Origin of the sequence: Lysinibacillus sp. NPDC094403 (genome assembly GCF_050278745.1) — a bacterium.
In the GTDB taxonomy this organism is placed as follows: Bacteria; Bacillota; Bacilli; order Bacillales_A; family Planococcaceae; genus Lysinibacillus.
Window position 1 is genome coordinate 59,649 of sequence record NZ_JBNNTL010000005.1, and the last position, 13,195, is coordinate 72,843.

The 13,195-nt window shown below is 38.0% G+C and carries 11 protein-coding genes; 2 read left to right on the plus strand and 9 right to left on the minus strand.

The window, feature by feature from the left end; translation table 11 throughout:
* The first annotated feature begins 540 nt into the window (after window positions 1–540).
* Entirely contained in the window at window positions 541–2,229 is a 1,689-nt protein-coding gene (locus tag ACQKMV_RS10195; RefSeq protein WP_427503758.1) for a methyl-accepting chemotaxis protein, read from the plus strand.
* A gap of 196 nt (window positions 2,230–2,425) precedes the next feature.
* Here the strand turns inward: ACQKMV_RS10195 and secDF are convergent, their stop codons facing one another.
* Both secDF and ACQKMV_RS10205 read right to left on the minus strand, forming a co-directional pair.
* Window positions 2,426–4,693: a protein translocase subunit SecDF gene (secDF, locus tag ACQKMV_RS10200; RefSeq protein WP_427503759.1), complete on the minus strand. Its 2,268-nt coding sequence runs from the start codon at window positions 4,691–4,693 to the stop codon at window positions 2,426–2,428.
* Between the two features lie 339 nt (window positions 4,694–5,032).
* Window positions 5,033–5,341, minus strand: coding sequence for a post-transcriptional regulator (locus ACQKMV_RS10205; protein ID WP_427503761.1), 309 nt, complete (start codon window positions 5,339–5,341; stop codon window positions 5,033–5,035).
* Between the two features lie 93 nt (window positions 5,342–5,434).
* On the opposite strand from ACQKMV_RS10205, the gene ACQKMV_RS10210 reads away from it, so the two are divergent.
* Window positions 5,435–6,952, plus strand: coding sequence for a putative polysaccharide biosynthesis protein (locus ACQKMV_RS10210; protein ID WP_427503763.1), 1,518 nt, complete (start codon window positions 5,435–5,437; stop codon window positions 6,950–6,952).
* Here ACQKMV_RS10210 and ACQKMV_RS10215 read toward each other — a convergent pair.
* The 7 genes from ACQKMV_RS10215 to ACQKMV_RS10245 all read right to left on the minus strand — a co-directional run bounded on the left by ACQKMV_RS10215 (window position 6,949) and on the right by ACQKMV_RS10245 (window position 13,130).
* On the minus strand, window positions 6,949–7,584 hold the full coding sequence (locus tag ACQKMV_RS10215) for a DUF421 domain-containing protein (RefSeq protein ID WP_427503765.1): 636 nt from the start codon (window positions 7,582–7,584) through the stop codon (window positions 6,949–6,951). The two genes, ACQKMV_RS10210 and ACQKMV_RS10215, sit on opposite strands and share 4 nt — an antisense overlap.
* Before the next feature lie 159 nt (window positions 7,585–7,743).
* Entirely contained in the window at window positions 7,744–8,004 is a 261-nt protein-coding gene (gene yajC / locus ACQKMV_RS10220; RefSeq protein ID WP_427503766.1) for a preprotein translocase subunit YajC, read from the minus strand.
* A 308-nt stretch (window positions 8,005–8,312) separates the two neighbouring features.
* Window positions 8,313–9,458 (minus strand): tRNA guanosine(34) transglycosylase Tgt, encoded by a 1,146-nt coding sequence (gene tgt, locus ACQKMV_RS10225; protein ID WP_285398176.1) that lies wholly within the window; start codon window positions 9,456–9,458, stop codon window positions 8,313–8,315.
* A 55-nt stretch (window positions 9,459–9,513) separates the two neighbouring features.
* On the minus strand, window positions 9,514–10,557 hold the full coding sequence (queA, locus tag ACQKMV_RS10230; RefSeq protein ID WP_427503768.1) for a tRNA preQ1(34) S-adenosylmethionine ribosyltransferase-isomerase QueA: 1,044 nt from the start codon (window positions 10,555–10,557) through the stop codon (window positions 9,514–9,516).
* A 17-nt stretch (window positions 10,558–10,574) separates the two neighbouring features.
* On the minus strand, window positions 10,575–11,579 hold the full coding sequence (ruvB, locus tag ACQKMV_RS10235) for a Holliday junction branch migration DNA helicase RuvB (protein WP_427503770.1): 1,005 nt from the start codon (window positions 11,577–11,579) through the stop codon (window positions 10,575–10,577).
* Between the two features lie 18 nt (window positions 11,580–11,597).
* Window positions 11,598–12,218, minus strand: coding sequence for a Holliday junction branch migration protein RuvA (ruvA, locus tag ACQKMV_RS10240; protein ID WP_427503771.1), 621 nt, complete (start codon window positions 12,216–12,218; stop codon window positions 11,598–11,600).
* Window positions 12,219–12,332: 114 nt separating this feature from the next.
* Complete coding sequence (locus ACQKMV_RS10245; protein WP_427503772.1) at window positions 12,333–13,130, minus strand: phosphotransferase; 798 nt, start codon at window positions 13,128–13,130, stop codon at window positions 12,333–12,335.
* Window positions 13,131–13,195: the final 65 nt, after the last annotated feature.

Consider the following 13,195-nt stretch of genomic DNA (forward strand, 5'->3'; position numbering starts at 1 on the left):
TATTCTATGCCAAACTTCAGAAATTGTCAATCTATTCAGAGAAAAAGAGTAAATGTTAAAAGCAGTTTTGAAATTATATAAAAAAGAATTTCCCCTCTATTTATACTACAAAAAGGAAACTAAACTACCTACTTTTGGGTATTTATCAAGTATTGACCTTATAAAAATATATAGTTATAGTAATTTTAGAACATTTATCTTCATTCAGCTATGTTTTCTGTAGCTAAAGCAAAGCGTCAGCTACAAATGTTTTTTGTAACGTCAGTTACAGAAAATTCCCATCTCTAAAGGTGGTGAAATGAATGCAGATATGGTTCCTTTTAAGTGGATGTCCAAACACCTACTGAATGAAGGTAAAGCCTCCGGCGGATGTCACGGATTTTCAAAGGAATGAATAAAGGATGTTAGCCTAAAACCTTCGCATCCTGCGAAAACGGCTAACTGACCTGCATCGTGCAGGCCTGAGCACAATTCAAAATCCGGACGCAATTAAGAAGGCGAAATTGATTCTCTAATACATAAAAGAAGGTAGGCACGAATATGTCCGTTCGAAAAAAACTAAATATTGGTTTTATATCACTCACTTGTTTACTCTTAATATCAAGTATTATTTCATTTATTCAGTTTAAATCGGTTGAAGGAGATTTAGTAGAGGTCCTTGATCACAGAATCGTACAAATTCAATTAACAGAGAAAATACAGCAGGAGCTTGCCTCACAAGGGCTCTTTTTACGTTCTTATATTCTAAATAGTAAGGATAAGACGACAAAAGCAAATTTAGAACGTTATGAAAAAATTCTACCAGAGACAATTCAAGAACTATCAGGTATCGTTCGTTCCGATTACACAAAAAATATAATGAAGCAAGTAACTGAATTACAGCAAGATTTACTAACAAGTTCTGATAAAGCAGTGCAAGCATTTAATAGTGGAAATACAGATTTAGCTTTGTCATACATAAATGGAGAAGTTACAAAAAGCAACAAAGAAATTTACACACTGACAAATGATTTATTAAATTATCATGATGAACAGCTGCAAAAAGTTAAAAGCAGTGTTGTCCCAACAGTTGCACGAGCTATTATTATTTCCGTTGTCTTACTTGTTTTAAGTGCAATTGTTGGTTTATATTTTATGTATTTTGTAAAACGCTCAATCACTCAACCGCTTGGTAAAGTGATTGACGCAGCCGATACATTAGCACACGGTGACTTAACAATTGCTCAACTTGAACATAACTCAAAAGATGAGATAGGTACACTTGCCACAGCAGTGAATGCGTTAAAACAAAACTTATCTGTACTTATTAAAAATGTTCAGGACAACGCTACACATTTAACTGCTGCGTCTGAAGAGCTTTCCGCGAGCACAGAAGAAGTGACAGCAACTTCTAATGACATTGCATATCGTGTACAAGATACGACAAATCATTTATCTTCAGCTGCTAGTGTCTCTCAGCAAAGTGCGATAGCTATGGATGAAACAGCTACTGGTGTACAACGAATTGCTGAAGCTACACAAACTTTGCATCACAATGCCAAGAATATGACACAACTTGCCCATACAGGAAGCAAAACGATTACAACGGCTAAAGAACAAATGGATACCATTTCTGAGACTACTACTCGAATTGCCGATTTAACGCAGAAGCTAAGTAAGCAATCTGAAGAAATTGGACAAATTACAAAAGTGATTACTACGATTACTGAACAAACAAATTTACTAGCACTGAATGCTGCCATCGAAGCAGCACGAGCTGGTGAGCACGGCAAAGGCTTCGCGGTAGTAGCAGATGAGGTACGAAAGCTTGCAGAGGAATCACATCAATCTGCCGGTCAAATTGTCGCTCTTACAAATGAAATTCAAACGGATACACGCAATGTAGCAGCTGCAGTTGACGCAGGATTAGCATCTGTACAGGATGGTGTAGCGAAAATTCACGAAGCAGGGGATGCATTCTATTCTATTACAGAATCTGTTCAAACATTTACTGATCAAATTGAAGATATATCAGCCACTTCCGAACAGATTTCAGCAAGTGCTGTAGAAGTAGCTACCTCTGTAACAGAACTTGCAAATGGCTCGAGCGTTTCAGCGGGTAATGCACAAATCATCGCTGAAGCAGTAGATGAGCAAGCAGCAGCCATGCATCAAGTTAATGAGGTAGCAGAGGAATTAAGCAACAACGCCCAGGAACTGCAGTCTTTACTACAACAATTTAAACTTTAATAGATCATAACAAAAGAAACTACTGTTTTCCGAAGAAAGCAAGCAGTTTCTTTTGTTTTTTATTTAAAAGATTTTGCATTAAATGCTTGAGATGAAACAATCCGTCTGTTCGACTTTTCTTTCCGTCGCTTTTATTTTCCATTAAAAAAGCAGGGAAAGAAATATTTCTTTCCCTGCCTCGTATTAAACACCAATATTAAACAGTAGGCTCATCAGTTCCCCATTGTTTTTTCTCTTTTTTGTGAATCTGACCATCTGACTTTTTCATTTCACGAACTTTTAATGAATACCAGATTTGTGCTGCAATACAAATCGAAGAATACATACCTGTTATTAAACCAACTAATAACGCGATTGAGAAGTTTTGAATCGATGGTGCACCTAAAAGAAGAAGTGCCACTGTAACGATAATAACCGTTAACACTGTGTTGACAGATCGACCCATTGTTTGACGTAGTGATTTGTTAACGATATCCGCTAACACTTCACGGTCCTTAATCGTATCATATCGATTTAAGTTTTCACGCATTCGGTCAAATGTAACAATCGTATCATTAATAGAGTAACCGACAATCGTCAGTACAGCAGCAATGAACGTAATATCGACTTCTAAGCGCATAAAGCTAAATACAGCAACAATCAAGAATACGTCATGTATTAACGAAACAATTGCCCCAACACCCATGCGCCATTCGAAACGAATCGCTACATAGATAATGATACCGATAGCTGCAATAGATAATCCTTTTATTGCATTTTTCACAAGCTCTTTACCGACAGTTGGTGACACAGTACTTACCGCTGGGTCATGACCATATTTCTCGCCTGCTTCTTTTTTAATTTTTAAAACTTCTGCTTGCGATAGGTCATCTTTGTAACGGATAACCGCAGAGTTACTCTTTTCACCTGTAAGAACGATATCATCAGATGAGAAGTTGATACTATCAAGATATTTAGATACTTCTTCTTTAGTCAACGTATGGTCTGCTTCAATTTGTACACGAGTACCATTTGAGAAATCAATACCAAGGTTTAAGCGGAAAATACCAAGGACCACTAAACCAGCCACTAGAATAGCTAATGAGAATGTATAGAATTTCTTACGGTTGTGTACAAAGTCAAAACGATCAAATTTCGTTGATAAATCTAATGTTTCGATATTTTCATCCAAGCTATGCTGTTTAGATTTTGCAATACCGAACCACGCTGGATTATTGAAATATCCGCTGTTGACTAGTAAACCTAATAGTACACGAGATCCCCAAACAGCTGTTAGGAAGCTTAGTAAAATACTGATAATTAAAGTTGTTGCAAATCCTTTAACTGAACTTGTCCCGAATTGGAATAGTACAGCTGCTGCTAATAATGTAGTTAGCTGTGCATCGATAATCGCTGATAGGGACTGCTTTGAACCAATCTGGAATGCTTGTTTAACCGAATAACCGACACGTAGTTCCTCACGAATACGTTCTGCGGCTAGAATATTCGCATCTACCGCCATCCCTATACCAAGCACGATTGCCGCAATACCCGGCAGTGTTAACACTGCATTAATCCAACCAAATACAACTAGTACTAGGAAAGTGAAGATAGCAAGTGTAATGATGGAAATAAAGCCCGGTAAACGATAATAGAATAGCATAAATAAGAAAATAATTATTACGCCCACAACGCCTGCAAAAATTGTACTTTTCAGTGCTTGGTCACCAAATTGTGCACCAACTGAAGTAGAATAAATTTCATCAAGTTTTACAGGAAGTGCCCCAGCATCTAAAATACCCGCAAGATTTTTTGTTTCTTCAACTGTAAAGTTCCCGCTAATCATAACATCTGTTGTATTTAATGTTTGGGTAACTCTAGCAGCAGATGCATAGCGAGGCTTCGCTTTTTGTGATTCAGCTTTATATGAATCAACACCTTCTTCAAAGTCTAACCATATAACGAGTAAATTTTGACCTGCTGGTTTAGCGGCAATTTTACTTGTTATATCAGCAAATTTTTTCGCATCCTTTAACGTTAGCGAAACTATCGGACGATTTTGCTGATCAAAGGAATCTTTAGCACCACCTGGCTTTAAGTCATTACCATCCAGCAATACATTGTCATCGACATCACGGATTGTTAAATTTGCAGAAGTAGACAATAATTTACGTGCTGATTCTTGGTCTTCGACACCCGCTAATTGCACACGAATACGGTTTTTGTCCTCAACCTGAATGCTCGGTTCACTTACCCCGATAGCATTTACACGTTCACCAAGAGCTGTTGCTGTTGCCGACAAAACACCCGGTGTAATTTCGTCTCCCTTGTGTAATTCTTTCACCTCATAAAGAACCTCAAACCCGCCCTGTAAGTCAAGGCCTAGCTTAATGTCCTTTAAGACGCCGCCTACAGTCGTACTAATGGTTGCTGTAAAGATCACCAAAAGCAGTACGAATGCAACTATACGACTTTTTAGTTTCATTTATAAATCCTCCTCGAATAGGTGTAAGGCAATTCCTTACACTACAAACAAGTATAATAGCAAATCCTTTTGAAACGTTTATTCCTCCTTTTCCTTAGAATAATGTTGCCTGTGCTTCAAAAAGGTTGCTCTACTTATTTATTTCAATCGTTCATAACGCGCAAATTTATCCCTGTGTGAATAGGTGTTAAGCCTCCAACTTCATAAGGAAGTTTTTCAGTAAATATACTTATTCAAATAAAAAAAGCGCAACATACTCATTATGAAACACGTTGCGCTTGGTGTCAATTCAACACTGTTAGTATTCTTTTATTATTTGACAAATTTCACACATTCTTCTTAAGTTTTAATCGGACCAAGTAGCATTTTTAACTCTTCCGTATTCAATTCTGTAAACCAATCATTACTTTGTAAAAATTCCACTTGATTAAATGATACGATATCAGAGGGTGATACTGCAAAAATAGTTGCGATAATTTCATGTAAACGTAATTGTTCAATATTTTTTCTGCGCCATTTTTTCTCTACACAATAGCGCCATAGTTCTTCAGCTGTAATCGCATCGTATTGAAAATGTTTAAACTCTTCCATCTTACTATCAATTGCAGGACGAATTTTTTCAAATAGTTGCTCATGCTGCACACTCATTCTGAATCATCTCCAATCAAAGTAGTATCGTAAGACAAGTTTGCATACAAATAGTGTAAATGAATTTTTGTGGCTTGAGAAGGGACGGATGGCATGAGTTCTTTTGTACGAGGTACACTATTTTTAATGTTCGTGATTTTTTTATCGAAACTCTTTGGCTTCTTTTATAGAATGCAATTTATGCGTATCGCTGGTGAAGAGGCGGTCGGTATATATATGACCGTCTATCCGGCGTTCATTTTCTTCATCTCACTCATTCAACTTGGACTACCTATCGCTGTGGCAAAAATTGTAGCAGAATTACTAGCAAAAAACAAACGCGAAGGCATCTATGGTGTTATGCGTACGGCTATTCTTTGGTCATTTATTGGAATGATCATCTTTATGCCGATTGTTGCACTTACAATACCATATATCTCGACTACGCTTTTACATAATGAACATACAACAATTACGCTTTGGATTGCACTCTTTACTGTACCGGTGTCAGTTGGCTCTGGGTTATTGCGCGCTTATTTACAGGGTATTGCGAAAATTACACCAACTGCTTGGGCTCAAATGATTGAACAAATTATCCGCATTTGCTTCATCACATTTACGCTACCTTTTGTGGCTGCCTATAATAATCCTGCCGTTACAGCAGCCTCTGCCATGGGTATTACGCTTCTAGCTGAAGTCGTGGCGTTCTTGTATTTGTGGATGCATTATATTGTCTCTAAGAAAAAATTATTGACGCGAAAAGACAAAATCGAGGCTTATCCTGCTTCCCCGATGTTACGAATTGCCCTTCCTTCTGCAGGAAGCAAGCTGTTTGGATCCTTTACTTGGTTTTTAGAGCCTATCATTTTTTTAAAGGCTTTAACTATGGCCGGACTGACTGCCTCAGCAGCAACAATTTTATATGGGGTTATTTCGGGTGTATTAGTCCCTCTTTTATTATTCCCGGCTTTTGTGTCTGCAGCACTTTCAATCGTTCTTATACCGGCTGTAAGTGATGCTGTTGCACGTCAGCATATACCGCTCCTGCAAGAACGTATTTCAGTATCATTGCGACTATCATCCTTAGTGGGCTGTGTTGCTGCTACGTACTTTTTCGTTCATGGAGACGACTTAGCTGTAAAGCTCTTTCACTTACAAGAAAATCGTGGTTATGTGAAAATATTAGCGCCTATTTTTTATTTTTATTATATACAAAGTCCATTGCACTCTATATTACAAGCAATCGGTGAGGCTCGCGCAGCAATGATGAACTCCATTTACGGTGGTCTTGGTAAGCTCTTTATTATGTTCGTGCTTGCTTCTCAGCCCGGTATACAGGAAAAAGGTGCCGTTGTAGCAATTGGCTTTGGAGTATTATTAACTTCATTTTTGCATATCGCAACAGTAAGACAGCGCAAAAATTTGCGTGCTGGATTTAGAATGTTCGTAGTTCCTTATAGCTGTTTTATTGCTGTTTGTGTTACGCAGTATTTTCTGATGCAAATTATGCCACTGCCATTAATATTAAGTAGCTGCGTAACTTTGTTTTTACTATTTACTTTCTTACTATTGTCCAATCAGTTACGCATTACTGATTTACGCTACCTTCGTAAGCTGGCCAAGAAAGTTTAAGATTCTTTCAGCTGGATATGAAGCCGATCTTCCTCCCAAACACAAAAAAATACAGTGTTACTATCCGTAATATTATTTTTTGCAAGCTCTGCCATTAACCAATCAGCATCTTTATGCAAGACCTTTAAATGCCTATCCTGAATATCACCGTCGATAATCAGTGGGTAAACGAATGCTTTTTCATCTTTTTGGTATACGGACAGATTGCCAGAAGGCTCTAAATAGGCATAAGCAATATCTGTAACGGAAGCATTACCGTTTTCGCGTAATTGTTGACACAAATCATCTAAATTATAGCGTTGCTTGCGCATTTCACTTTCTAAAATAACACCATCTTTTATAAGTAATACTGGATCACCATCGACTAGGTCACGGAATTTCTTATTTTTGAGTGATAAATATGCAGTTGTTATTTGAATGAAATACAACACGATGATTGGTAAAATTACATTAAATAAAGGACTTTCGAAATCATCAAGTGCAAATGCTGCAACCTCAGCCATTAAAATAGAAACAACTAAATCGATTACAGATAATTCGCCGACCTCACGTTTACCCATTAAACGAAAAATTACTAGGATAAACACATATAAAAAGCATGTTCTAAAAATAATCGTTAAATATTCTTCCATGCAATCACCCCCTTATAATCAAGGTGACCGTGTAAGTTATTTTTTATACAAAAAAAGCCTTGTCAAAAATGGATTCTCACATTTTGACAAAGCTTTTTATATGATGTAAGGCGTTGTCCACTAATGTTGGACAACGCCTCAACGCCTTTACGACGAATTTTAGTCATTAACAATACGTCCGATTGCCTGACGATCAAATTTTACGCGCACATTGTCTGCGATTTTTAATGTCACAGCTGTGTCCTCAATTGAGTCAATAACGCCATGTAAGCCACCGATTGTAATAACTTTATCTCCACGTTGCAAATTACCCTGCATATTTTGTGTTTCCTGCTGTCTCTTTTTAGCAGGGCGGATTAAAATAAACCACATTGCAACGAACATTAATAATATTGGTGCTAACCCTAATAGTTGGTCCATCATTCTTGCCCCCTTTCCAATTCTTATTTAGTATAGACTATTCCATCATAAAAAAGCGATGGACAAGCCCAAAATTTTTCTATATTACTAATATTTTTTCTAAGAACGACAATATTTTGCTAAAATATGGATCATCACCATAACGTGTGATTGATTTCCGTTCCGACAGGGCTCTTTCCTAGGGCGTCAGTCTCCACTCCAATCAACTTTTATATGGCAAACGTTTTACCGAATGTCATTCACAACCTTTTGATGATGAGTCAGAAACACTCGCATTATATATAATTTTACATTTTTTTCATAAAATATTAGAAGTTCTTTGCGTTTGGTCCATTAAAGCCGTATTTCTCGAAAAACTCTTCTCGGAAATCGCCAAGGCGGTCTTCACGGATTGCCTCACGTACTTGTTCCATTAGCTTCAATAGGAAGTGTAAGTTATGGTAAGTCGTTAAACGGATGCCAAAAGTTTCTTCCGTACGGATTAAATGACGGATATACGCGCGTGAATAGTTTTTACATGTATAGCAATCACAGTTCGGATCGATTGGCCCGAAATCACGTGCATATTTTGCATTTTTAACAACTAAACGCCCTTCAGATGTCATTAATGTCCCATTACGGGCAATACGAGTTGGTAATACACAGTCAAACATATCAATGCCTCGAATAGCACCATCAATTAATGAGTCAGGTGACCCAACACCCATTAAATAACGTGGTTTATTTGTAGGCATTAATGGTGTTGTAAACTCTAATACTCGGTTCATAACGTCCTTAGGCTCACCAACAGATAGCCCTCCAATTGCATAACCAGGGAAATCTAGCTCTACTAATGCTTCTGCAGAACGACGACGTAAATCTTCGTATTCTCCGCCTTGAATAATACCGAATAGACCTTGTTCTTCTGTACGTTTATGAGCCTCTTTACAACGTTTAGCCCAACGTGTTGTACGGTCTACTGATTGCAGCATATAGTCATATGTCGCAGGGTAAGGTGGACATTCATCAAAAGCCATCATAATATCCGAACCTAAATCATTTTGAATTTCCATCGCCTTTTCTGGACTTAAAAATAATTTGTCCCCATTCAAATGATTGCGGAAATGAACCCCTTCTTCTTCAATTTTACGGAATTGACTGAGTGAGAACACTTGGAAACCGCCTGAATCTGTTAAAATCGGGCGATCCCAGTTCATAAATTTATGCAAGCCTCCTGCTTCCTTAACAATATCATTGCCTGGTCGCAGCCATAAATGATACGTATTAGACAGAATAATACCTGCATTCATTTCCTTTAATTCCTCAGGTGACATTGTTTTAACAGTCGCTTGTGTACCAACAGGCATAAATGCTGGCGTTTCAAAAGAGCCATGCGGCGTATGCACGATGCCAAGGCGTGCTCCTGTTTGCTTACAAGTATGAAGTAGCTCATAACGAATTGCTGGTTGTGTCATATTATAAAAAATTCCTCTCTTATCTAAAGTAAAAACAGTACTTCGATTTTTTTCGTTATTCTCCTTTTGGACGAATAAACATAGCATCACCAAAGCTAAAGAAGCGATATTTTTCTTCTACAGCTTGATGATACGCACTTAAAATGGTTTCTCTTGTTGCAAGTGTACTAACAAGCATTACAAGGGTTGATTTTGGTAAATGGAAGTTTGTGATTAACCCATCCACAACAGTAAATTCATATCCTGGATAAATGAAAATAGACGTCCAACCTTGTTCTGCTCGCACTTCACCTCCATATTTAGAACCGATAGTTTCTAATGTACGTGTAGAGGTTGTACCAACTGCAATCACTTTTCCACCATTACTCTTTACGCGGTTTATGGTAGATGCCGCTTCTTCCGTTACACTATAAAATTCGGCATGCATTTCGTGATTTTCAATTGAATCTACACTTACAGGACGGAAAGTTCCAAGTCCCACATGCAAAGTAATAAATACAACTTCGACCCCTTTTGCTTTTACTTGTTTCAGTAATTCCTCAGTAAAATGCAAGCCTGCAGTTGGTGCTGCTGCTGAGCCACGCTCTTTAGCATAAACAGTTTGATAACGATCCTTGTCATCTAATTTTTCACGAATATATGGAGGTAGTGGCATTTCACCAAGTTGCTCTAAAATTTCATAAAAAACCCCATTATATTTAAACTCAAATGTACGTCCACCATGATCAAGCTCTCCTGTACAAATAGCTGTCAGTAAGCCATCTCCAAATGTTACAACGGTACCGACTTTTACACGTTTAGCTGGCTTAACAAGTGTTTCCCATTCATCTGTACCAGCCATTTGCTTTAATAGCAGTACTTCTATATGGGCACCAGTTTCCTCTTTAACGCCCATTAATCGCGCTGGTAAGACTCTTGTATCATTTAACACAAGGCAGTCCCCAGCTCGTAGCTCATCTAAAATATGAGCAAAATGATGATGCTCTACATTTTTTGAGCCAGGCGTCACTACCATTAAACGACTTGCTGTACGGTCCACAAGTGGTGTTTGTGCAATAAGTTCTTCTGGTAATTCAAAATCAAAATCTTCTACACGCATGAAAATACTTCCTTCTTCTAGGTTTGTTGGGGATATTCATATCCAAAATGTTCGTAAGCTAAATGTGTGGCCACACGTCCACGTGGCGTCCGTTGTATAAAGCCAATTTGCATTAAATATGGCTCGTACACATCCTCAATCGTTACGCGTTCCTCGCCAATAGATGCTGCCAACGTATCTAAGCCTACAGGGCCACCACGGAAGCGCTCAATCATGTTGGTCACAAGTTTATGGTCAATATGGTCAAGCCCTCTAGGATCGACTTGTAATAGCTCAAGCGCTTGCTTAGCAAGTCCCTCCGTTATCATACCATCTCCAAGCACCTGTGCATAATCTCGCACTCGTTTAAGCAAGCGGTTAGCAATACGGGGGGTACCACGCGAGCGTGTCGCCATTTCAAGTGCTGCTACTTGTTCAATATTAACATCAAATAAATGCGCACTACGGACTACAATTTCTGCAAGTGAAGTATTATCATAATACTCCAATCTTAATAATACGCCAAAGCGATCTCTTAAAGGTGCTGATAATGCGCCTGCCCTTGTCGTTGCACCCACGAGTGTAAATGGTGGTAAATCAAGTCGAACAGAACGCGCTTCAGGACCTTTACCAACGACAATATCTAAACAAAAATCCTCCATGGCAGGATAAAGCACTTCTTCTATTGCACGAGGAAGGCGATGTATTTCATCTATAAATAGCACATCTCCTGGCTCCAGTGAGCTTAAAATAGCTGCTAAATCTCCAGGACGTTCGATCGCAGGGCCACTAGTCATGCGTACATTGACATTCATTTCATTAGCAATGACAGCAGCTAATGTAGTTTTACCAAGTCCAGGCGGTCCATATAACAGCACATGATCTAAACTTTCCTGACGAAGCTTTGCCGCTTCAATGAAGATTTGTAAATTCTCTTTTACCTTATGTTGACCAATATATTGTGCTAATCTTTGTGGTCGTAAAGATAATTCAAACTGTTCATCATAGCCACCTGCCTCACTAGCCATCATACGTTCAGACATGTACTTCTCCCCCTTTCACTATTTTAACTTTAATAGCAATTGTAAAGCTTGTTTCATAAATGCATCTGTTGTTTCAAGCTTGTCGTTTTCTTCTAGCTGTGGACGTATTTTTTCTAATTCTTTTTCAGAATAGCCAAGTGCCATTAAGGCAAGAATAGCTTCCTCAAGCTCATGTTTAAATGGATTTACACCAAATAACGGTAGCTCATCTTCTGTACTAGGTAATTCAATAGTCTCCAACAATCCGCCAAGTTTACCTTTTAAATCTAGAATCATTTGACGTGCAGTTTTCTTACCCACACCAGGGAACTTTACTAAAAACGATTCATCCTCTCGTTCAATCGCACTGATAACCTGTTGCGGATTTCCAGTAGCTAAAATAGCAAGCGCACCCTTCGGTCCAATTCCAGACACTAAAATAAGTTTACGAAATAGCTCTCGTTGGTCTAAATTTGGGAAGCCATATAACACTTGTGCGTCCTCACGTACATGCAAATGTACAAATATTTGCTGATCAAGTGCAGATGTCCTGAACACAAATGGATTGGGTGTATTCAGCTGCCAGCCAATCCCTTGCTGTTCAAGGACGATATACTCAGGAGTTATTCGCTTTATTTGTCCTTTTAAATAATCATACATTCAATAATCCCTCACAATCATCGTCTTCGATTATAGCATATTGCGAACGAATGCTCGACTATAAGAAATAGCACAATTAGTCGTTCACATACAAAAATGACCGCCGAAAGACGGTCATTTCTTTATCATTTTATCAATATCGTACCACAGTTTAGGCCAATATGTGAGAGCTCGTTTTGTGAATGGCACTAAATAATCTAAAAATACGAGCTGTTGATTTAATGGTAAATCTACTGCAAAAAGCCATTCACGTAATAGCTCATTTGGATATTTTAAACGATGTAGCTTTCTTTTATCTAATCGTTTCATCTCTGGTAGTTCTGCAAATATTTTTCCAAGGTCATAATCTACAGCCGGCAATACACGATGTAACCATAAGATATATTCATCATCCGCTTCTCCAAGATGAGCCATATCAAAATCAATTAAACGCAATTTCCCATCTGAGCACCATAAAAAATTATGATGTACGACATCTCCATGTAAAAGCGTTATTTCTTTTTCAGGTACATCTTCCTGAGCGATTAGCTGTAACGATTTCTCACTATAATGTAAAATTTGATCGATTTCTTTTTTTGTTAAGAATGCACGAAAGTCATTTCGTCTGCTTTTAAAACGCATATGACGCATTTGCCATTTTAAAAGCTGTGAATAGGTATGCAGGCCTGGCACCCGCTGCCAAGCAATTTTTTTATGTGTATCATGTAACGTATTTAATAACTTGAGTGAATCCTTCCGATCTTTTTTATGTGCAAAATTAGCACTATGACTTCCCTCTTGCCAATCTTGCACGATTAAATACTCATCATCACTTCTCATTAAAGGCAAGATTAGCGAAGGTTCCAGATGTCCAAGCTGTCGGTGAATAACCCTCACCTTTTCTGCTACTTCTATCTGCTTTGCTCGTTTCACAAAATAATTATTAGATTGATATTTATACTTCCAAATATTCGGCTTTACTTCTTCAATGATATACG